The sequence below is a fragment of the Stieleria varia genome (assembly GCF_038443385.1).
Classification (GTDB): domain Bacteria; phylum Planctomycetota; class Planctomycetia; order Pirellulales; family Pirellulaceae; genus Stieleria; species Stieleria varia.
Map to the genome: position 1 here is coordinate 7,201,112 of NZ_CP151726.1, position 22,761 is coordinate 7,223,872.

At 55.4% G+C, this 22,761-nt stretch carries 15 protein-coding genes and 1 rRNA gene; 9 read left to right on the forward strand and 7 right to left on the reverse strand.

The window, feature by feature from the left end:
* The first annotated feature begins 300 nt into the window (after positions 1–300).
* The gene (locus Pla52nx_RS24205) at positions 301–1,590 is read left to right on the forward strand and encodes an SHD1 domain-containing protein (RefSeq protein ID WP_197455011.1); all 1,290 of its coding nucleotides are present in this window, start codon (positions 301–303) and stop codon (positions 1,588–1,590) included.
* A 100-nt stretch (positions 1,591–1,690) separates the two neighbouring features.
* Here Pla52nx_RS24205 and Pla52nx_RS24210 read toward each other — a convergent pair whose 3' ends face one another.
* Positions 1,691–2,278, reverse strand: a complete 588-nt coding sequence (locus Pla52nx_RS24210; RefSeq protein WP_146522867.1) for a glycosyltransferase family 2 protein — start codon at positions 2,276–2,278, stop codon at positions 1,691–1,693.
* 362 nt (positions 2,279–2,640) lie between these two features.
* Here Pla52nx_RS24210 and hisI point away from each other — a divergent pair, with 362 nt between their 5' ends.
* From hisI to Pla52nx_RS24235, 5 genes are all read left to right on the forward strand, one after another.
* Positions 2,641–3,093: a phosphoribosyl-AMP cyclohydrolase gene (hisI, locus tag Pla52nx_RS24215; RefSeq protein WP_146522866.1), complete on the forward strand. Its 453-nt coding sequence runs from the start codon at positions 2,641–2,643 to the stop codon at positions 3,091–3,093.
* A gap of 4 nt (positions 3,094–3,097) precedes the next feature.
* The gene (locus Pla52nx_RS24220; protein ID WP_146522865.1) at positions 3,098–3,562 is read left to right on the forward strand and encodes a RidA family protein; all 465 of its coding nucleotides are present in this window, start codon (positions 3,098–3,100) and stop codon (positions 3,560–3,562) included.
* A 304-nt stretch (positions 3,563–3,866) separates the two neighbouring features.
* Complete coding sequence (locus Pla52nx_RS24225) at positions 3,867–4,265, forward strand: hypothetical protein (protein ID WP_146522864.1); 399 nt, start codon at positions 3,867–3,869, stop codon at positions 4,263–4,265.
* Positions 4,266–4,544: 279 nt separating this feature from the next.
* Positions 4,545–7,451 carry a tetratricopeptide repeat protein gene (locus tag Pla52nx_RS24230; protein ID WP_146522863.1) on the forward strand — a complete coding sequence of 969 codons (2,907 nt, stop codon included), beginning with the start codon at positions 4,545–4,547 and terminating at the stop codon, positions 7,449–7,451.
* Positions 7,441–9,294, forward strand: a complete 1,854-nt coding sequence (locus Pla52nx_RS24235; RefSeq protein ID WP_146522862.1) for a CRTAC1 family protein — start codon at positions 7,441–7,443, stop codon at positions 9,292–9,294. Before Pla52nx_RS24230 ends, Pla52nx_RS24235 begins: the two co-directional genes overlap by 11 nt.
* 7 nt (positions 9,295–9,301) lie before the next feature.
* On the opposite strand, the gene Pla52nx_RS24240 is transcribed toward Pla52nx_RS24235, so the two are convergent.
* The 4 genes from Pla52nx_RS24240 to Pla52nx_RS24255 all read right to left on the reverse strand — a co-directional run bounded on the left by Pla52nx_RS24240 (position 9,302) and on the right by Pla52nx_RS24255 (position 16,638).
* Positions 9,302–10,366 carry a potassium channel family protein gene (locus Pla52nx_RS24240; RefSeq protein WP_146522861.1) on the reverse strand — a complete coding sequence of 355 codons (1,065 nt, stop codon included), beginning with the start codon at positions 10,364–10,366 and terminating at the stop codon, positions 9,302–9,304.
* Positions 10,367–10,481: 115 nt separating this feature from the next.
* Positions 10,482–11,906: a TonB-dependent receptor gene (locus Pla52nx_RS24245; protein ID WP_146522860.1), complete on the reverse strand. Its 1,425-nt coding sequence runs from the start codon at positions 11,904–11,906 to the stop codon at positions 10,482–10,484.
* 399 nt (positions 11,907–12,305) lie between these two features.
* Positions 12,306–14,564, reverse strand: coding sequence for a glutamine synthetase III (locus Pla52nx_RS24250; RefSeq protein WP_146522859.1), 2,259 nt, complete (start codon positions 14,562–14,564; stop codon positions 12,306–12,308).
* A gap of 543 nt (positions 14,565–15,107) precedes the next feature.
* Positions 15,108–16,638, reverse strand: a 16S ribosomal RNA gene (locus tag Pla52nx_RS24255).
* 1,072 nt (positions 16,639–17,710) lie between these two features.
* Between Pla52nx_RS24255 and Pla52nx_RS24260 the strand changes: the two genes are divergently transcribed.
* Positions 17,711–19,270, forward strand: a complete 1,560-nt coding sequence (locus tag Pla52nx_RS24260) for an AAA family ATPase (RefSeq protein WP_231742592.1) — start codon at positions 17,711–17,713, stop codon at positions 19,268–19,270.
* 15 nt (positions 19,271–19,285) lie between these two features.
* Here Pla52nx_RS24260 and Pla52nx_RS24265 read toward each other — a convergent pair whose 3' ends face one another.
* Complete coding sequence (locus tag Pla52nx_RS24265) at positions 19,286–19,966, reverse strand: DUF2306 domain-containing protein (RefSeq protein WP_197455010.1); 681 nt, start codon at positions 19,964–19,966, stop codon at positions 19,286–19,288.
* 915 nt (positions 19,967–20,881) lie between these two features.
* Here Pla52nx_RS24265 and Pla52nx_RS24270 point away from each other — a divergent pair.
* Positions 20,882–21,220 (forward strand): hypothetical protein, encoded by a 339-nt coding sequence (locus Pla52nx_RS24270; protein WP_146522857.1) that lies wholly within the window; start codon positions 20,882–20,884, stop codon positions 21,218–21,220.
* Positions 21,217–21,756, forward strand: a complete 540-nt coding sequence (locus Pla52nx_RS24275; protein ID WP_146522856.1) for a DUF1559 domain-containing protein — start codon at positions 21,217–21,219, stop codon at positions 21,754–21,756. The genes Pla52nx_RS24270 and Pla52nx_RS24275 overlap by 4 nt, the downstream gene beginning before the upstream one ends.
* A 20-nt stretch (positions 21,757–21,776) precedes the next feature.
* On the opposite strand, the gene Pla52nx_RS24280 is transcribed toward Pla52nx_RS24275, so the two are convergent.
* On the reverse strand, positions 21,777–22,655 hold the full coding sequence (locus Pla52nx_RS24280) for an ATP-grasp domain-containing protein (RefSeq protein WP_197455009.1): 879 nt from the start codon (positions 22,653–22,655) through the stop codon (positions 21,777–21,779).
* Positions 22,656–22,761 lie beyond the last annotated feature (106 nt).

Sequence of the window (22,761 nt, forward strand, 5' to 3'; positions counted from 1 at the left end):
GCAACTCTTCAAAGCCCGTGGCTAGCGCCATCGGCTCACGAGAAATCCGTAACGCACTCAATCAACAGCCCGCTGGAGGAGCAGGAGGGAGGACCATTGTCACTCAGCCAACCTCCCTCTGCAACTCAAGGCCATAGAGCACAGGCCATAGAGCATCAGATGCAAGGGCCATGGGCGAGGACTCGTTGTCCTTTGGGCCACGTGAAAAAAGTGACACAAAAACGGCTTTGCCGCGCCCAGACGGGATCCTTTTGTGGCCACAATAGGGGCCGTTCATTCGTCATCGTTGAGGTACAGATCATGCGATCAAGCAAGAAAACCCTGTTGTCTGCCGTCGTTTTGTCCGCCACGCTCGGCTGGTCCACCGCGACCGTCGCCGAAACTTGGACCGATGCGACGGGCAAATTCAAGCTGGAAGCGAAGTTTCTCGGAGCCCAGGACGGCACGGTCGCGTTGCAGAAAGAGGACGGCTCAAAGATCTTTGTGCCCTTTGACAAGCTCGATCAACGTAGTCAAACGCAGGCCCGCGAACTGTACGGCAAAATGAAAGCCGCAGCGGCAGCAAGCCCTGCGGCCGATCAGCCCGCCGCAACGCGTCGCGCGGCAGTCTCACCCGCAATGAACAACACATCAGCGCCGCTTGGCAAATCCAAGTTCGGCGCGAACCCGACCGCCGAAGAGACCGTTGAGATTCTGACACGGGCCATGGAGGAATCGGACCTAGTGACGCTGTGGGATTCGTTGCCCAAAAAGTATCAAAATGACATCAACCAAAACACTCAAATGTTGGCCAAGAACGTCGATCCGATGCTTTGGAACGGCGTCGGAGATATCGTCAAGAAACTTGGGCGTGTGCTGAGTGAAAAGAAGCAGTTCATCTTGGGCAACGAGAACGTCGGCGCGTTTCTGCCCCAGGACCCCAAGTCGCTGGAAATTTGGGACGCCGCGGCTGACGCCATTCAAGCAGTCGGTAATAGCTCCCTGACCAGCCATGGCAAGATGCAGCGTTTTAGCGTGGAAGGTTTCTTGCAATCCGATGGAAGAAATCTTGCAAGTTCCTTCAGAGCGTTGTCCAAACTGATGGAAGACCCATCAGGTGACTCAACAGCGGGTGTTCCGAAGATGCGAGTCGTATCTTCCGACGCACAATCGGCGGTCGTGGAAGTCACCCGACCAGACGGCGATGTCGAAACCAGGGGACTGGTCAAGGTTGACAACCGGTGGGTGCCCGATGACATGGCCAAGGAGTGGGATGAGCAGATGCAAAAGGCGCGAGAAGGGCTTCAGAAAATTGGTTCCCCAGAGGGCAAGCAACAAATGATGAATGCCCGCATGATGTTGGGCATGGTCGGCGGGCCGCTTGATTCCTTGTTGGCTGCGAGTTCTCAGTCGGAATTCGACCAAGCGTTCAATCCGGTCTTCAACATGGTCTCCGGGATGGTCGGTCAAATGATGCCAGGAGGCCCAGGCGGTATGGGGCCTGGTGGATTCGGGCCAGGAGGTATCGGAGCGGGAGGATTTGACGGTGGTGGATTCGATGCAGGCGATGCCGTTCCAGCAGAATTCGGAGCGGACGCGTTCGGCCAGTGATTGGGCGGTCGCCGTACCCATAATGGGATTCGCCAGAATTCCTGCCCGCTATTGGGCTGCACTTCGTGCTGGTATCACGGCGCAGCTCAAGATTCTTGCATTAGCGTTTTTGAACCGACGTGGTGTGCATCGTCTCGCCCTGCAATCGCATTCGGTCGGCTTGGTTCCCGGCCAGCTTTTGCAGATGGGGTCGTCGCAGCATTTGCAGACTCGACGATTCGCCAAGGTCGACGGGCGAATCGATTCGTTGATCGGCATCCGTTCCCCAGGCTCTGAGGCGACGCACCAACTCTGGCGACAGAGACTTTGGTGTGCTTTCCGCGCGAGCCGCAACGACGGAATCGTCTTCGGCCATTCTCAGCAATCGACGCATGTCTTCGATCCGCACTGCCGTATTGGATTCTTGGATGAAGACCAGCTCGCCTGTTGAACATTCCAGCCCCGTTTGCCCGGCGGCTTCCATTCCTCGTGGGCGACCGTGTCGGATAATACGCACTTGAGGATAGCGGGCACTCAGATCGTCGAGGACCTCCGGTGTCGCGTCTCTGCTGCCGTCGTCCACCACGACCACTTCGGCCGGTTCGCGGGTCAAGGTGATCAGTGCCTCCAAGACCCGCTCGACTCGCTCTGCGATATCATGTTGACGATCGCGAACGGGCAATACAACCGATAGCTTGGGGTCGGACATTTGATCATTCCCTGCGAAGAGCAGCCTTTGGGACACTGCGAAGAGCAGCCTTTGGGACACTGCGAAGAGCAGCCTTTGGGGCACTGCGAAGAGCAGCGTTTGGGAGGAACAAACGACAGCGTTGTAAATGAGCTTGCACTGAAAGTGCTCCTGTTTTTCTTCGGCGTTTCCCCGTTCAAGACTTCAATGCTCCACGCATTACGAGGTTTTCTTCGGCGACGAATCAGAGAGATTTACCTGTCGTTCCGTTTGGACAGATTGGGCCTATAATCCCTTTTCATTGAACAGTAATTGTGTTGAGCAACACTGGAATCGGCCATCGAGAGGGCGATCCTTCGTCGCCCGCTCCCGATAGAGACACCATGGACTCAAACCCAGAAAACGAAACCGATGCGGCTGACGGCGAAAGCATCGAGCCGGCGAGCCAAGGTCCCGACTTCGCCAAATCGTCCAATGGACTGTTGCCGGCAATCGCCCAAGATTTCCGGACCGGACGTGTGCTGATGGTGGCCTGGATGAACGAAGTCGCCTTTGCAGAGACATTGGCCAGCGGTCACGCCGTTTATTTCAGTCGTAGTCGCGGCCAACTTTGGCGAAAAGGTGAGACCAGCGGCCATCAGCAAGTGGTTCAGGAGATCCGCGTCGATTGTGATCGCGATACAATTCTGCTGCTGGTCGAGCAACAGGGAGCCGCGTGCCACGAGGGCTACGAAAGCTGTTTTTTTCGACGCGTCGAGCCCGACCGTTCATTGACCGTTACCGAAGACCGCTTGGTCGACCCCCAAACTGTTTACAACCAACCCAAGAGCGAGTGATAGGATGAGTGCCGAAGCCAAACTGAACGAACTAGGAATCGAATTGCCGCCAGCCCCCAAACCCGTCGGCGTTTACAAACCGATCGTGGTCGTCGGAAACATGGCGTACCTGTCGGGGCATGGTCCACTGGATCACAAGAAAACGCTGGTGACCGGACGCTTGGGGTTGGACATGGATGTGGAAGCAGGCTATGACGCGGCGCGTCTGACCGGTTTGGGGATGCTTGCCACTCTGCAAAGTCACCTGGGCAGCCTGGACAAGGTCAAGCGGTTGGTCAAGTTGCTCGGATTGGTGCGTTGCACAGACGGTTTCGACCAACAACCGGCCGTGATCAATGGATGCAGCGAACTGTTCCGCGACGTGTTCGGCGAAGACGCAGGTGTGGCGGCTCGAAGCGCCCTGGGAACCAACGCGTTGCCCGGCGGCATCGCTGTTGAAATCGAAGCGATCTTTGAGATCCAGGAGTGAGATTGCTTGCCCCACCTGGGTAGCCCAGAATCAAGTCCACGTAGACGCGTCTCTCCGAGACGCGAACGCCTTCGAGCCTCGGAGAGGCTCGTCTACGTGAAAGCCGCTCAGAACGTGGGTTTGATCAACGAGCTGTTGAAAATCTCTCGTCGCAGAACATTCGGCAGGGCTACTCCGTAGAAACCTGCTGGACCATGCTGCCCATTGCTGGAAAGCCTCCCCCGGGCTTCCGAAAACAATTGACTTGGGGGAAGAATCCCAATAGTCTACGAGTGTTCTCTCCTCTTGCTCGCTTCTCGCGACGATGTTTCGAATCTCCATCATCACCGCATTATTGCTGATTTCTGTGGGCGTTTTGACGTCGCGGTCGGCTCATGCAAGTTGCGGTGACTGGCTGGAACACGCTTTTCCGACCATGACGATGGATCAGGCCGATTTGCCGGATTCATCGCTATCGACGACAACGCCGCAAAAAACATCGTATCCCGAAACTCCCTGCGATGGTCCTTTGTGCCGGCAATCACCTGATGGAACCCCACAGGCTCCATCCAGTCCCGGCGTGGAAAAGATTCGCCAGTTTGCCGCAGTTGGGTGTAGTGGTTCGATGTCTGAAGCATTCAGGGACATCGATTGGTACTCGGAGTACTCGCTCCGTTTGCTCTCTGGACATGGCCTGATGATCGAGCGTCCTCCACAAATCTAGTGTGCATCGGAAACAGGGCTCGACTGATTCTACTCGAGTGCCGCCGCACGCTGTGAGTTCCGCTCCGGCGTCCGTTGGGCATGTCATCCCGAGTGTGTGTGCGTCAGCCATTTGTTTCCAACTCGTCTACTCGGCGTTTGTCTGCGTTGGCGATCTGTTGATAGCCGGCTTGAAGGCAGTGACTCAACTCCACTGCTGAGTCCTTCAGGTCGCAGTCACGTTGCATCCAACGAGCGATGCAGCGCTGCTCATGGAATCAAAACACACTAGGGTTCACTCATGTCTTCCGTCACTGGAAATGGGGACTCAGCACCGGCTCTCCAACAGAATCCGGCCCCCCGAAAAAAATACGTTCGTGCGGTCGGACCTCGACTTCGCAAGCTTCTTTATTTGATCTTTGTACTCGTCGCTCTGCTATTTGCGAACTCGGGTTATTTGGCAATCGTTACGTTTTTGGAATGGTTTCAGAACCAAACCTATCAGGACTTTTTCTATCAATACATGTTCCTTGCCCACCTCGTGCTTGGGTTGCTGTTGATTCTGCCGCTGGTGATCTTTGGGTTCGTCCACATGTGGAACACAAAGGATCGCCGCAACCGTCGCGCCGTACGAATCGGCTATGCGCTCTTTGCCATCAGTCTCGCCATTCTCGCTACGGGCATCTTGCTCGTACGAATCGGCGGGTTCGACCTCAAACAGCCCGTCGCAAGAAACACGGTTTACTGGCTTCACATCGCCTGTCCGCTCGCTGCGGTTTGGTTGTATTGGCTACACCGCTTGGCTGGCCCTCGCATCAAATGGCGAATCGGAATGAGTTTCGCCGGAGTTGCCGCGGCAGCGATCGCAGCAATGGTCGTGATGCAAATGCAGGACCCCAGGCGGTGGAACTCGATCGGACCCGATTCGGGCGTTCAATACTTCGAACCGTCGTTGGCCCGGACTTCTACGGGTGATTTCATACCGGCGGACGCGTTGATGAACGACGACTACTGTGTGAAATGCCACGCAGATATTCACAAGGATTGGGCAGACAGTGTCCATCGCTTCAGTTCGTTCAACAATCCGCCGTACCTGGCCAGCGTCAGCGGCACCCGTGAGATGTCGCTCAAACGAGACGGAACGGTTCAAGCCTCGCGATGGTGCGCCGGGTGTCACGATCCCGTGCCGTTCTTTTCGGGTGCCTTTGATGATCCGGAATTTGACATGTTGAAACACTCGACGGCTAAGGCAGGCATCACGTGCACGGTTTGTCACGCGATCACGAATGTGAACAGCGTTCGTGGCAACGCGGACTACACCATCGAGGAACCTCTGCACTATCCGTTCGCCAGCAGTGACAACGCCGCCCTGCAATGGATCAGTAATCAACTGGTCAAGGCGAAACCATCGTTCCACAAAAAGACTTTCTTGAAACCTTTTCACAAGACCGCCGAGTTCTGCTCGACATGCCACAAGGTGCATTTGCCCGCGGCGCTGACCGGATACAAAGAATTTCTTCGCGGGCAAAATCACTACGACCCTTATCTGTTCAGTGGGGTCTCTGGCCATGGCGCGCGTAGTTTCTACTATCCTCCCAAGGCGGTCGACAACTGCAGCAAATGCCATATGCCCCTGGTCGCGTCCAACGATTTTGGCGCGAAAAAATTCGACGATGCCGAGGAACTGAGTGTTCACAATCATCTCTTCCCCTCCGCCAATACCGGCATCGCATGGTTACGTGATCGAGAGGAGATCATCGCAGCCCACGAGGAGTTTCATAAGGGCAATCTGCGGGTCGATATTTTCGGAATTCGCGAGGATGGCGAGATCGATGGAGCACTCACTGCCCCGCTGCGACCCGAGGTCCCGACGCTCAAGCCCGGTGGAAAGTATTTGTTGGAGACGGTGATCCGCACACTAAAACTAGGGCACCTGTTCTCCCAGGGAACCGTCGACAGCAATGAGATTTGGTTACAAGTGACGGTGACCAGCGGCGATCGGGTGATCGGCAAGAGTGGCTGGATTGACGAAAAGAAGTTCAATGAAGTCGATCCGTGGTCGCATTTTGTCAATGTTTTCATGCTCGACAAAGACGGCAATCGGATCAGTCGACGCAACGCCGAGGACATCTTCACTCCTTTGTACAACCACCAGATTCCACCAGGGGCCGGGCAAACCGTCCACTATGAATTGCAGATTCCCGACGATGTGGATGCACCGATCAAAGTTGAACTGAAACTGCTTTATCGAAAGTTCGATGCCCAGTACATGGACTTCGTCGCCAAACGCAACGAAGAGCTAGGGCAGATCATTCGCGGTCACGAAGCGGGCAAGGATTACACCAATGATCTGCCTGTCACCACGATGGCGGTCGATACGGTTGTGTTTCCCGTCGAGGGAGTCCAACAGCAGGCCGAAAATCCGACACGCGAGATCCCGCAGTGGCAGCGATGGAATGACTATGGGATCGGTCTGTTGCTCAAAGGGAAAGCCGTATTGCGTCAGGCCGAAGAAGCGTTTCTGGAGGTGGAAAAGCTGGATCGCTACGATGGCCCGTTGAATTTGGCTCGTGTGCTGAACGCCGAAGGGCGTTTGGACGAAGCGGTTGTGGCTTTGCAACGAGCCGATAAGTATCGAGAGACCGAAGGGTTTCCACGATGGACCTGGGCTTGGTTATCGGGGGTGGTAAACGCTCAGCAGGGGCGATTGGAGCAGGCGGAACAGAACCTGAAAAGCGTGTTGGAGGACAATACCGAAGACATGCAAAAGCGAGGGTTTGACTTCAGTCTCGACATCGAAGTCATCAACCTGTTGGGGCGAACCCAGTTTGATATCGGAAATGTTCGTCAGCGACAGAAGCGTTACGATGAAGGCCAACGCTATTTCCAAGAGGCCGTGTCGAGATTCCAACGCACCTTGGAGATCGATCCTGAAAATGTGACAGCTCATCACAATCTGCAACTGCTGTACGAAAAACTCGGCGATCAAGAGCTGGCCGAAAAACATCGCCTGTTGCATTTACGTTACAAACCGGATGATAACGCTCAGGGGCGAGCAATACGTTTGGCGAGAGAAAAGTATCCCGCAGCCGATCACGCAGCCGAGGCCGTGGTGAAGTACCCGCTGCAGCGAGAATTGGAAACAGAACGGAATGAAATCAAAACGATCACGCCCGAAGTCAAAGAGGAGGCCTCCGATGTCCAGTGAGACTCGATCTGAACGAGAGGAAGTCGACGAAAGCGAATTGCGGGACGACGCCGCGATCAATCGCGCTGTTCGTGGCTCTGTGATCGCATTGGCTGTGCTGTTGGTCGCCGGAGGCGCACTCGCCTACGCTTTGTCGCGGAGCAAGCCCGCGCCACCGGTTCGCCAATCCGAGCTCGCGACAGTGGATGTTCGTGAGCTGCCCGAGGTGGATGTCCCCACAGTGAACTTCACAGACATCACCGCGGAGGCAGGTATTGAGTTTGTGCACAATAACGGTGCTGTCGGCGACAAACTGCTGCCAGAAACGATGGGTGGCGGAGCTGCTTTCCTGGACTTTGACAACGACGGTGACCAGGATTTGTTGTTTGTGAATTCATCGGACTGGCCATGGGATTCGCCGAGCGATCGCACCAGCACATCGGTTCTGTACCGCAATGACGGAGGTCAATTTGTGGACGTCAGTCAAGGATCAGGGTTGGACGTTTCGATGTATGCCATGGGCGCTGCCGTCGGCGATTATGACAACGACGGGTTGGTCGATGTCTTTGTCACCGCGGTCGGCAAGAACCGACTGTTTCGAAATCTTGGCGACGGCAAGTTCGTTGATACGACGGAATCAGCGTCCGTGGGTGGCGACGAGAATCGGTGGAGCACGAGCGCTGGCTGGTTCGATTGCGACAATGACGGAGACCTCGATCTGTTTGTCTGCAACTATGTCGGCTGGAGTCGCCAGTACGATCAGTCGCAGGGATTTCAGTTGGTCGGTGGCGGTCGCGCCTATGGCCGGCCACAGAATTTTGAAGGCACCTTTCCCTATCTGTATCGCAATGACGGAGACGGAAAATTTACCGACGTTTCGGAGGCTGCCGGAGTCCAAGTGCGAAACATGACGACGGACCTGCCGCTTTCAAAATCGCTCGGTGTCGCATTCTGTGATTTCGACGATAACGGGGCGATGGACATCGTCGTGGCGAACGACACCGTACAGAACCTGTTGCTGCGGAATGATGGAAAAGGTCACTTTACCGATGTTGGCACGATCACCGGCATCGCGTTTGATTCTTCCGGCAATGCACGCGGTGCGATGGGTGTCGATGTCACAGCGTTCCGTGATCAAAAGTCGCTCGCGGTCGCGATCGGCAACTTCTCGAACGAGATGACCGCGTTGTACGTGACCAAGTCCGGGCAGATGCAGTTTTATGATGAAGCCGTCTCAACCGGATTGGGGCCGAGTACGCGACTGTTACTGACGTTCGGTCTGGCCTACGTGGATTATGATCTCGACGGTCGGCTCGATTTGTTTTGTGCCAATGGGCACTTGGAGGAAGACATCAATCGAGTTCAGCCCAGTCAGCACTATGAGCAACCACCGCAGATGTTTTGGAATGCGGGGCCGGAATTTCAAACCGAGTTTGTTCCGGTCTATGAAGAGCACGTCGGCAAGGATTTGCTGGTACCCATGGCAGGACGAGGCGCAACGTATGCGGATATCGACAACGATGGGGATACCGATCTGTTGATCACAACGACGGGGCGAAAACCTCGTTTGTTGCGCAATGACCAGAATCTCGGGCACCATTGGTTACGCATCAAGCTCGTGGGCGACGGCAAGAAATGCAACCGAGACGCCATCGGCGCGATCGTTTCCGTGTCGGTGGGTGATGAGGTGCTGCAGAAAACGGTTTCACCGACACGGAGCTACTTGTCACAAGTCGAACTCCCACTGACCTTCGGCTTGGCAGACTCGGACTCGGTCCAGAACGTCAACGTTCGCTGGCCCGATGGCGAAGTCACCGAAATCGGACCACTGGCTGTGGATCAAGTACACGAGATCGTGAGGTGAATGGTCGTCACTCCCCAACCGTGACGCCGCGGTAGGTCATTTTGGGTTTCTTTTGCTCGAAACGACGGGACAGTTCGGGGAGGTCTTGATCGTGACTGAGGACCACGACGATGTCGTTGGGATGCAAGATGCTTTTCGATCCTGGATTGAGATCTGTTGTGCCGTCGGAGCGACGGATGCCGACGACGAGGTAGCCGAGATTGCCGCGAATCTCGATTTCACCGAGCGTTTTGCCCGCCAGTTCAGATCCCGGCAGCACCGACAACTCATTGAACTGCAAGCCGATTTGACGTAGATCATCACGAAGCGTGCTTTGATCATGGATGCTTTTCAGGAGGTTCTCCGCTGTCGGTTTGGTGATCAATTGGGCCATCTTTTGCGCGCCGATCGCCGTCGGCAGGATCACCTGATTCGCGCCGCACCCGAGTAGCTTTTTCTCGGTTCTCGGATTCTCGCCTCGTGCGATGATCGTGACCGATTGATTCATTGCGCGAGCCGTGATGGTGACAAAGACATTCACCGCATCTTGGGAGAGTACCGCCGCGACGGTCGACGCGCGATCGATCCCGGCTTGCTCCAGGATATGCTCATCCGTTGCATCCCCGTGCAGCACGAGGTAGCCACGCGACTCTGCTTCCCCTAGTCGTTCCAAGTCCATGTCGATGGCCACAAAAGGCTTGCCTGCACGGTCCAATTCCCGTGCCAAGATCATTCCCAGGCGTCCCATTCCACAGACGATGGTGTGGGCCGATAGCTTTTCAATTCCTCGCGTCATACGTCTTGCTCCTAGAGCTCGATTCAATTCACCGTCAATCAACATTTGCATGAAACCGCCGACGGTGTAGATCACGGCACCGTAACCGCCGATGATGACGGCGATGGTCAATGCACGCAGCATCGGCGTCTCGATCGGTTTCACCTCTCCATAGCCGACACCAAAGATTGTGATGATGACCATGTACACCGCATCATCGACTTTCCATCCGGCACCGATGTAGCCACCGACCGCGACCAAGCAAACCACCAGGAATAGAAAACCGCCGGTGACGATGCGTCGCAGAGGCGCCGACATGTGCGTCGAATGTGCACTACGACGCGGCTCGTCATGTGGGCTAGTCTCTGGACCAAAGCCTCGGTTTTGAGGTGTATTTACAGGTTCAGGCACAGCGGAGCCTCATGACAGATCATCACTGCGGCAGGTACCCAAAGTAGCACTTCGACTTGATCACCTCAGCGACGCTTGGTGGGACCATCGATTCCCAGCTTGAGTCGCCGTCGCTGATTCGCCGCAACACTTCACGCGAGAACACGGTAAGACAATTGGGGTCGTAGTTATCCAACGCGTTGATGACGCCGCGATCCAACAGGTATCCATACAGCTTGCTCAACTCAGGAGTCACGGGCAGGTTGTCGCATGTGGTCAGTTCGCCCGTGTCGGTGTTGAGCAACGGATAGCAATAGAGTCTCAAATCGTTTTTGAACAGCCGTCCAAATGATTCCAGCACGCCGCCTTCCAAGCCGGTGTAATACTTTTCATCAAATAAATCGATCAAGCTGGCTGCTCCCATCGTGATCGCGATGTTCTCCTTGGTGTATCGGGACAGATAAGCAGCGAGTCGGAAGTATCGGAAATAGTCTGAAATGAGCACGGGCATTCCGCAGGCAGCGATCACGTCGGCGCGGGCGAGGAAATCTCGCATGTCGATTTCACCGGTGGCCTTGAGATTGTTCATCGTGATCTCCATCACTTGAACGATCTCCTTGCCGGCAACTTCAGGCAACTGAGAGAACTTTTCATGGGCACACCGAAGCATGTCCAGATTGACATTGCAGATGGGGCGGAAACTGCCACGTTCCACCAGAATGGCTTTGCGATAGAAAAACTCCGACGGCTGCAATACGGTGCCATCGGCCGCAAACATGGCGGCGCCCGACAGGCCGAGCTCCACGAGTTTCAGACTCATCAATCGGTTGTCGACATGCCTGAAGGCGATGCCGGAAAACTCGATCATGTCGATCTCGATTCGTGAAGTGGTCAAACCATCCAGCAACGAATCAACCAGCAGCTCCGGTTCATGATTGAGCATCAGCGCGCCGTGAATCAGGTTCACGCCGACGATCCCCAGGGCCTCTTGCTGCAACGCAGCCTCGCCATCGAGCATGCGGACATGGATGATGATCTGGCTGTCGTCGTCTCGGGGGTGGGCTTGAAACTTGATGCCCATCCAACCATGACACTCGTTGGTCCCTTTGAAATTCCTCGCCGAGACGGTGTCAGCAAACGCAAAGAATGCGGTGGTGTCTCCACGGACCTCTCGCAGACGGTCCAGGTTCAAACGATGCTCGTAGTCGAGCATCGCTTGTAGACGTTCACGGCAGACGTAACGCGATGCACGACCATAGATTGCATCGCTGACCTGCATGTCATACGCAGAAATGCTCTTGGCGATCGTGCCGGCTCCGCCACCGACGCGAAAGAACCAACGGACGACCTCCTGTCCCGCGCCGATCTCTGCAAAGGTCCCGTAGCGACGTGGATCGAGGTTCACACCGAGCGCTTTTTGGTGTGTGTCGATCACGTCGCGACGCTGGTACATACCGATTGCATTCATGGAAACATCCGCCTGTACTGCTGTCTCTATTTGTTATCTCTCGGGCAAGAGTGCCCAAGCTACAAATGTTGTTATCCAAACGTTCCAATAAGATCCACAACCCTAACGTTAAGTTGCCCCAGGCCACTAGCCGTCAGCAACTGTACACTTGCCCGCGGCTAGCCCGGATTATTCATCAGCCGCTGGCGCGATAGCGTCCGGTTCCCGATTACAGACGTGAGAACCGGACGCTATCGCGTGGCGGCTGATTTGCGCAGACTGTTTTCGTGCCAATCCGCGTAAACGGTTTGGTGCAAACGCATTGCGAAGACTGTAGTCAATGGCGTGAATAATCCGGGCTAGCGTCTTGCGGCTCACCAAGGCGGCCGTCTTATTGGGAACAGGTTTACTTTCCCTGCTCTATTTGATGAACAACATCTCCTGGTACGTCGGCAGTGGCCAAAGGTCATCGGCAATGAACTCTTCGAGCTTGTCGACCGTTTCTCGCAGGGTCAACATGTTCGGCAACACGATTTCACAGCGGTGTCGGCATGCCTCGTCCGCATTGGTTGCTGAATCATCGTTGACGGCCAAGTCCAATTTGGCGATGGAATCTTGCAACGATTTCACCAAGCCCGTGATGGCGTCCAGGGTGTCGGTGTCGAAAGAGTACCCGACGGTTTTCAGATTCGCACACGTCGAGGCCAGCTCGTTCTGGTACCGGATGGCAGCAGGAAAAATCATTGTCCTGGCGATGTTCAATGCCAACTTGGCTTCGACATCCACGCTCATGCAATACTGTTCTTGGTAGGTCTCCAGGCGGCTGTGAAGCTCTCGCTCGGACAGAACGCCGTACTCGGAGAACATCGCTGCGTTTTCGGGCGAAATCAGATGGGGCAACGCGTCGGCGGTGGTCTTGAGGTTTAGCAGTCCACGCTTGGCTGCCTCTTCGTGCCACTCGCTCGAATAACCGTCTCCGTTGAAAATGATGTCGCCACATTCATCCAAGATCTCCGCGATCAAAGATTGCACGGCACCATTGAGCGCCGACGGATCATCTTTGGTCGCCTGCTCCAGTTTGGTCGCGCAAAAGTCGACCGATTCAGCGATGATGGTGTTCATCGCGACCAAGGGACCTGAGATTGATTGGTTGGAACCAACCGCACGAAACTCGAAGCGATTTCCGGTGAAGGCGAATGGGCTGGTGCGGTTTCGGTCCCCGGCGTCCTTTGGCAGTGGTGGTAAAACATCCACACCCACCTCCAATGTCCCGCTGGGCAACGAGCTGCTGGCCCCACCTTTTTTGATCTGTTCAAAAATGTCCGTCAATTGATCTCCCAAGAAGATCGAAATGATTGCCGGAGGGGCTTCGTTTGCACCCAGGCGATGGTCATTGCCCGCACTGGCGACGACCGCACGCAGCAAACCTTGGTGTTTGTAGACCGCACGAATCACAGCGGCACAGAAAACCAGGAACTGGGCATTTTCGTGAGGAGTTTCGCCCGGATCCAGCATGTTTCCTTGCGAAGAACTGCCCAACGACCAGTTCACGTGTTTTCCTGAACCGTTGACGCCTTTGAATGGCTTTTCGTGCAGCAGGCACGCCAGCCCGTATTTGGTTGCCACTTTATTGAGCGTCAGCATCATCAATTGCTGGTGATCGGCAGCGACATTGGCGGATTCAAAGACAGGTGCGACTTCGAATTGTCCCGGAGCGACTTCGTTGTGACGTGTTTTGACAGGAATTCCAAGTTTAAAGAGCTCCCGTTCGGCTTCGCACATGAACGCGAGCACTCGCTCGGGGATCGCACCGAAATAGTGATCGTCGAATTCTTGTCCCTTGGGCGGTTTGGCACCGAACAGTGTTCGCCCTGCATTGAGCAAGTCGGGTCGGGCGTAGTAAAAATTCCTGTCGATAAGGAAGTATTCTTGTTCAGGGCCCGCGGTGGACGCGACGAAAGCGCCATCAGTGTGGCCGAAAACGTTTAGCACTCGCTGGGCGTGTTTGTTGAGCGCCTGCATGGACCGCAAAACGGGAGTTTTTTTATCCAGAGCCTCTCCCGTCCAAGAAACAAATGCGGTGGGGATGCAGAGAGTGGTTCCGTTTGGATTCTCGAGGATGTATGCAGGACTGGTGACGTCCCAAATCGTGTAGCCCCGAGCTTGAGAAGTGACACGAATTCCGCCGCTGGGAAAGCTGGATCCGTCGGGTTCACCTTGGCAAAGCTGTTTTCCACTGAACTCAGACAGGGTGCTGCCGTCGGAGGTGGGCGAAAAAAAACTGTCGTGCTTCTCGGCTGTGATTCCTGTCAGAGGATAGAAAACGTGGGCATAGTGCGTCGCACCCTTTTCCATCGCCCAGTCTTTCATCGCGGATGCCACCATATCGGCGACGGCCGGATCCAGAGCATGGCCCGAATCGATGGTGCTGATGAGCGATTTGAATACGGGCTTGGGCAACCGCTCCTTCATCACCGCCTTGGTGAACACATTGCTGGCGTAGTAATCCTGAGCAGGGACGTCAACGAACGAAATGGTTTGTGACTGAGACAGACGGTTGGTGACGGCGGAGACGGCGGAACGCCGCGGCGTGTTTCCGCCTCCCGCACCTCCGCCATTACCGATGGAGCCACCGGAGGTTGATGTCGACTCGTTGAACGTTGCGAACACTGAAGCCATGGGATTTCGCCTGGAGAATCATGGGGGGACAAAATGGAGAGTGACCACGTCGGAGCGTGAAATACAGATGGAACGCAATGTGCATACCAATTAGCGTCTTCGCATCCAATGAAAGCATTGCTCGTTGTCAGTGTCGGCGAATCAACCGCTAGAAATGTTTTTGGCGGTCTGCGCTGCCCGTGCAGAAACGTTCAGCGGCAGATTGACGGGGATGCGTAGCAACTGGGACATGCACAGCGTCTTGATTGCACATAATGAGTGCTGATGAAGCACGAAAAGCGGGCAGTCATACGATGTCATGGGAGGCGAGAGTCGAGAGGCGATTCTGAGCGCGCACGAAAAAACCCACTCGGCAGGCGACTAGCCGAGTGGGTCTTTCGATGATATTTGGTGATGAACTTGATCTCCTAATTGCTTAGGCGATCAATCTGTTGAGTTGTTTGCGAGATCACTTCCACGGATTCAGTTGCCCGGTCACCCGGAATGTCTTGCGACAAAATTGTTTCCGAGGAAACAACGCAACCTAATTCTAAGAATCCTTAGAAAGGAGGTGATCCAGCCGCAGGTTCCCCTACGGCTACCTTGTTACGACTTAGTCCCAATCGTCGAGCTGACCTTCGGCGCCTGCCTCCTTACGGTTAGCTTAGCGACTTCGGGCCCTCCCAACTTTCGTGGCTTGACGGGCGGTGTGTACAAGGCTCAGGAACACATTCACCGTAGTATGCTGACCTACGATTACTAGCGATTCCGGCTTCATGCAGGCGAGTTGCAGCCTGCAATCCGAACTGAGGTACGGTTTTTGGGATTTGCTCCACCTCGCGGTATTGCGTCCATTTGTCCGTACCATTGTAGGACGTGTGCAGCCCTAGACATAAAGGCCATGAGGACTTGACGTCATCCCCACCTTCCTCCGGTTTGACACCGGCAGTCTCTTTAGAGTCCCCGGCATTACCCGCTGGCAACTAAAGATAAGGGTTTCGCTCGTTAAGGGACTTAACCCGACATCTCACGACACGAGCTGACGACAGCCATGCAGCACCTGTGCAAGAGCTCCCCGAAGGGCACTCTCTAATTTCTTAGGGATTCTCAAGCATGTCAAATCTAGGATAAGGTTCTTCGCGTATCCTCGAATTAAGCCACATCCTCCACCGCTTGTGTGAGCCCCCGTCAATTCCTTTGAGTTTCAGCCTTGCGACCATACTCCCCAGGCGGAGCACTTAACGCTTTCGCTACGGCCGGGAGAATGTGGAAGTTCCCCCAACCCAGTGCTCATCGTTTACAGCTAGGACTACCGGGGTATCTAATCCCGTTCGCTACCCTAGCTTTCGTGCCTCAGCGTCAGAAAAGACCCAGTGTTGCGCCTTCGCCACCGGTGTTCCCTATGATATCAACGCATTTCACCGCTCCACCATAAGTTCCCAACACCCCTGTCTTCCTCAAGCTTGGGGGTTTGCGACGCAATTCCACGGTTGAGCCGTGGGCTTTCACATCACACCTACCAAGCCGCCTACGCACGCTTTAAGCCCAGTGATACCGAATAACGTTTGGACGGTTCGTCTTACCGCGGCTGCTGGCACGAACTTAGCCCGTCCTTCCTCTGAATATCGGTCAAAGTCTGCTCTTCACAGACCTTTCCTCCAAACTGACAGCGGTTTACAACCCGAGGGCCTTCATCCCGCACGCGGCGTCGCTCGGTCAGACTTTCGTCCATTGCCGAAGATTCTCGACTGCAGCCACCCGTAGGTGTCTGGGCAGTGTCTCAGTCCCAGTGAGCCGGGCCATGCTCTCACACCCGGTAACCATCAGAGCCTTGGTGAGCCATTACCTCACCAACAAGCTAATAGTACGCGGTCCAATCTCAGGGCGGAATCACACCATTTGATCCTTAGATGTTATCCGGTATTACCGCCAGTTTCCCAACGCTATCCCGGTCCCTGAGGCATGTAACCACGCGTTACTCTCCCTTCCGCCGCTGTCCGAGTTTAATGCAAGCAAAAAACTCTTCTCGCACGACTTGCATGCCTAATCCACGCCGCCAACGTTCATTCTGAGCCAGGATCAAACCCTTCAATTTTGTATCGATTCACGAGCCAGCAAGCTGACTCGGGGAAATCAAAGTGAAACCGAAAGTTGATTCTGCTCCGGGCCGTTCGGTTAACGACCCAGCGATTCGCCTTTTTTGTTTTGAATTGCTTCGAAGCATTGCTGCCTCTAAGCAACCCAGCACGAGCGATCTCGCAAATGCTGAACTCAACAGAGTATTCATCAACCAAATTGTCAAATATCAATGACGGGTGCGGCTCGTTGTTGAGCGTTACCCGTGGGGCCCAAATCTTAGGGCGTTGTTTTTTCTCGTCAAGTGGTTCGAGTTAAAGTTTGTTAAAAAGTTTTTAACTCGGGGATTTCTCCCTCGGCAGGTCGCTTTCGACTTGCCGTTCCTTGCTTGCGAGGCGGAAAGATAGGGGCAGGGCCCTCGCTTCGCAATAGCCGTTGAGAGCTTTTTCAGAAATTATTCTCCGCGACCGCTTCTCAGTCACGCTTTGCATCGGTCAGGTTCGCCCAAAAGTTCACTAATCACGGGGATTTGAGGATGTTTTCGTTCTTTGGAAAGCTTTGTCAGTTAGGCCGTGCTTTACCAACAATCTGCTTCTGAGGCTTGTTTTGCTCGCTCAGTAGCCAGCCAACACCGCCTGACGATAAGAGTTTTACGCACCCCAACATCGGCTCGCATCGGCTCGACCGCGAGTTTCGTGCCAATTGGTGCCGCACCCCCGTTTCGCCCACCTGCCCGGACATGGCAAATCGATCGGCAAGGGTTGCTCGGTCAAGAAGACTTGGATTGGCAAACTCGGGATAAGAACACTCGGGCAGGAACACTCGGCCAACGCTACAAGGAATACCCCATGGGACACGCTCCCTCGGACGCATCGGGACAAAAGCCAGAGGTCGACAGTCAACTGGATGCTTTGATTTCACGCATTCAGTCGCTCACCGGGGGCGATGATCGTGGGGCGGCCTCCTCCGCACAGCGCCCTCGACCTTCAGCGCCGACCCAGTCAGGTGCTGGACCGTCAGGTGTTGGGCCCTCAGGTGCTGGCCCGTCAGGTGTTGGGCCCTCAGGTGCTGGCCCGTCAGGTGTTGGGCAGATGCCGCTTCGCCCCACACCGTCAGGGCTCACACCGTCAGGGCCGATGCAGCCGCCTCTCGGACCGGCTGGTCCGCCGCGGCAAATGCCACCGGCGGCACGCCAAATGCCGTCAAATGGAGGTCCACCCGGCGGATCGAACGCTCCGACGCGACCGCCGCAATCGGGCGCCGCTGCACCATCGTCAGCGGTTCAGTCGTCGTCGGCCGCGACGTCGTCCGCAGCCGGCGGTCCCAAACAAACACTGGGTGGCAGCGTCACGGTCCCCGAGGGACCCTTCGGTTTCATCGCATCGCGTGACGAACAGTGGCGTCCGTGCGAACCGACGTCCGTCGTGGAGTCCAGGATCAATGAGACGATCTTGGAAGCCATCATCTATCGTTTCTTGATCAGCATGGGGGAATGCGAAGGCCGTAAGATCGCCGACCAAGTCAAGCTGCCCTTTCGGATGGTCGAACCGCTGCTGGAGCGCCTGAAGATGGAGCAGAACGTGGCCTACAAGAGCTCGACCGCCACGAACGATTACGTTTATATCTTGACCGAGTCGGGCCGCGCCATCGCAAGAAACCATCTCAACGACAGCACCTATTACGGTGCTTGCCCGGTGCAGTTGAAGGACTACATCAACAGTGTTCGCTACCAGACCATCGAAGGCCAGTATCCCAAGAAAGCTGACTTGGTTCGCGCGTTCAGCGATTTGCTGATCAACCCGATGATGCTCAATCGCCTCGGCCCCGCCGTGGCCAGCGGTCGCGGCATGTTCCTGTTCGGCTTTCCCGGCAACGGTAAGACGTCGATCGCCGAACGAGTCACGGGCGCGTTTGGTAAGTACATTTGGATCCCCAGGGCGGTCGACATCGACGGCGATGTGATGCGAGTGTTCGACCCCATGAATCACGAAATGGACATGCCGGAATCCGCCGGCGGTTTGCTGGACATCGGCGGCTATGACAAACGCTGGGTGCGCATCAAGCGGCCAACGATCATTGCCGGGGGCGAGTTGACGATGGACATGTTGGAGGTCCAGTGCAACAGCGACAGCAACATCAGCGAAGCCCCTCTGCAACTCAAAAGCAACTGTGGCACCTTGGTCATCGATGACTTTGGTCGCCAACGAATGCGTGTTGATGAACTGCTGAATCGATGGATCATCCCGCTGGAAAAACGCTATGACTTCCTCAACATGTCGAGCGGAAAGAAGATCCAGGTTCCCTTTGACCAACTGGTGATCTTCAGCACCAACTTGGAACCCAAAGACCTCGTCGATGACGCGTTTTTACGTCGGATTCCGTACAAAATCGAAGTGGAGAATCCGCCGGAGAAGGACTTTCGCAAGCTCTTTGAGATCATGTGTAAGGTCGTCAAGATTCCCTATGACGCGGAGTGCGTGGATTACTTGATCAAGACGCATTACTTGCCGGTGAACCGTCCGTTCCGAAACTGTCAGCCCCGTGACTTGTTGCTCCAAGTTCGGAACTACTGCATGTACAACGACTTGAAGGTCGAACTCAAGAACGAGTACTTCGACTTCGCTTGCGATAACTACTTCTCCGTGATGTAGTGGCTTTTGTGTACGTCAGCCTTTCCAGGCTGACCTACGAGAGGGTGTGTCAGCCTGGAAAGGCTGACGGACTAGAATCTCCAGCACCAGCATCGGTAGCAGCCAACTGGCCCATGCCGCAATCTGGTAGGTCAGCTCGAGTGACCATCCGGTACGCAGCAGAGCGAAGTGACCCAGTCGCAAGAACACTGCGGACATCATCAGCACATAACTCCGGATCATCCAAAGTGCGTGTGCCCGGAAGTCAAACCGAATGGCGGCTCGCCATCCGAGGAAGGTTGCCAGCCAAGTTGTCAACGCAATCGCGCTGAAACAAATCGTCGTTGACCAACCCCCGAAAGACTTCGTTGCCATCACCAGCCCGCCCGGTGCTGCTGCCAGCAACACAATGGCAACGTAGACCTGGCCGGCATGCCGGTGCAGACGCGGCCAACGTCTCCTGATGGTGCCGCTCATCTGAAAACCACCGATGAACAACGCCGTCGGTGCCGCGAAGATGTGCAGGTAGAAACCGACGAAGTAGCCCGAGCGATAAAAGTACTCGGACTTGTTACGCAAGAAGCCGAATCCAAAATCGGGCGGCAGGTAATGCGGAAACGGCGTGAGAATCCGCCAGCCGATCCAAAACGCCATCGCCAACGCCCACCATTTCAGCAGCCGCCACGGTGTTGGTTGTCCGATGAATTCTCGCATCATGAGCCGTCGTCGGTGAGTGTTCGTCGGTGAGTGTACGCCAGTGAGTGTACGCCAGCCTGGAAAGACCAGAGTTCTTAACATCTACGTAGCCATCCTGCTCGGAACGTGCGGAAAATAAGTGTCGCGAAATCCACTTCGCAATCATCGCTTCGCGTGATTTTGGCAACGAGAGTGAACACTTATTCTCCAAACGACCACGAAGTGGTTAAACAACATAGCCGGGGGTCGCGGCGAAGCCAGCGCACCCCGGGTTAGCTCCGATAGCTGCGGAGCAGCGACAGCATACAGCATGGGGTGCCAACCCCATGTTTCTGCAAGCGAGTCCGCCCAGAAGCTGCGGAGCAGCGACAGCATAAAACGTTTGGTGTAGCCCACGGCACGCGGTGGTCCGGATGCAATCTGTCGCCGCTCCGCGGCTTGTTGGCGGCGTCGGGTGTTCACCTGGGGCTCGCGCCCCAGGCTGTATGCTGTCGTCGCATCCGCGACTGAGGGGATTGCTTTTCACGTCCCCCGCAGGATGATGCCCGACGACAAATTTCGCAATCTCAGGCGATCATGTCGAACAGTTGATTTGAGAGTTGGTGATGCCGGTATTGGCTTCGTTTGGCACCCAAGGGCCGACGACGTTTTTTGGATTGGCAAATCGCTTGGTCGGACCGCATCACGGCGGAGCGTGATGCCTGCGAAGCCATCCACGACATGCCTGCAACTCCTTTTTAGCGGGTAAACCCAGTGTGCTTCATGGTTTAACGCTCAGTACAAAGATGTTAAAAGCCCTGGCCTGGAACGGCTGCGCACATGCAGAAAATGCCCGAATTCAGTGGCTTTTTCCCTTCGCGTATTCGTAGAATGGAGAAATGACACCACGTGCCATCGACTCACTCATCCCTTTTCTTTTCTCACGAGGCATTGATCATGCGAGATGAAACTTCGACTGAATCGTCTATCGATCAAGTGGAACCGTATCGGTCGCCCGTCGATGTTGCGGGAGCAGCGGGCACGACCAGTGCGATGAAGAGTCCGATACTATGGATCGGCGTGGTTGCAGTCATCGCCATCGGAACCGCCGGTGTCTTTGCCATGATGGCGCCCGTCGTGGATGACTTTGGCGGCAATCGAGCCGGACCGCCGCAAATGGAAGACCCGATTGGAGACTACGGCGGCATTCGTCGCAGTGTCCCCTATGAAATACCCGAAGATCTTGCGCAACAATCCTCGGTATCAGAAGCAAATGCTTCGGTTCCGCAGCCATGAGATCAGCAGAACACCAGGGCTCAATCGATGAGTTGATGCCCTATCAGTCGGCAACAGAGATCGTTCAAGACCAAGCGTCCGCTGGAGCAGGCGGCGCCGCACCACGTTGGAAACAAACTTTCGGTTTTGTTGCTGTTCTCATTGCTACCGGATCGATCACGTGGTGGAGTGATGTTGCTAGTACGTCACGGACACCTGCCGAAGTTTCATCAGATGCAATTGAATTGAGCGCGAAAACCGCCGATCCAGACGCGGAATCCAAATTGGAATCTCTCGATGATTTCGTCCAGAGTTACAGCATGCACCGGGGCGGTGCTCATGTCCTGATGGATGACGGAGCGGTGAAGTTCATCCATGATAAAACCGACGAATCGGCCAAGCGTTGGATCGAGGATCCGACGTCAGACGGTCCGTACGGTTTGTGGGGGGCATTGGGAACGAAATCAGACGCAAAGGCGGTGGAAGGCCAGCAAGCAAACACTGTCCTTTCATCGATTGAGTTTCAAACACCGACGGTGCCGGGGGTAAAAAAGTAGCCGATGCGGTCGGCTGTTTTTCAACTCGCCGCGTCCACCATCCGATCCAACGCCATCGCAAAACGAGTCGCGGATTTTGTGTCGTAGGGGAAATAGAGCGAAGGCTCCACCAGTTCCAGTTCGATCACCGCTGGGCTGCCGTCATCCAGCACGACCAAGTCGACGCGGGCGTACAAGAGCACTTCGTCGAGCGCGGCCAAAGCTTGCTCAGCCACACGCAACAACGCGTCGGTGGGCGTGACGCTTTCGATCAATCCGCCGTGTTCTTCTTGGACGCGAAAATCACCCGACTTGGGTTTCTTGATGATCGCGTGGCTGAACTGACCGGCGAAATAAAACAGCGAGTACTCGCCGACCGTCTGGATGGTGGTCAGGAAAGACTGGACCATGGCGGGGCGATCGCAGTAGTGTTGTAAAGCACTGGCAAATTCTTGCGAATCCACGGAAGACACCAGATAGATCCCCGTTGCGCCCGCACCCACGGTCGGCTTGATCACGACCGGTAAAGTCTCCTGATGTTCATCGATCAGGCATTCCAATTGAGCCCGATCGATTTGGCCGAACCATTGCGTGGGCACGATAGGAACGCCCTTTTGCTGCAGTTCACGCAGATAGGTTTTGTCCAGATTCCAGCGACAGATGTGTAGCGGATTGAGCAGGCGCGTCCCGGCGGATTCGATATCCGCCAGCGTGTCGAGAAACCTTGCGGGCGAGGCTTGATAGTCCCACGGAGATCGGATCACGACGGCATCGAATTGAGACCATGGAATAACGGGTCTCGACCAAGGCACCTCGACGACCTTCCAGCCCAAATTACGCAGCGGTTCGTAGGTCAGTTGGTCATAGACAAAGAACCCCTCCGGATTCTCCATCGTCAGATAGGCACACGTTCGCGGCAAGTTTCTGTTCCTCGTTGGTCTTTGAAAGTCGTTCGCATCGCGGCCTATTTGTACCATGCGGGTAGCCAGGCAGTCTTGCTCCCACCGGGGCATGCAGGCTGTCAAT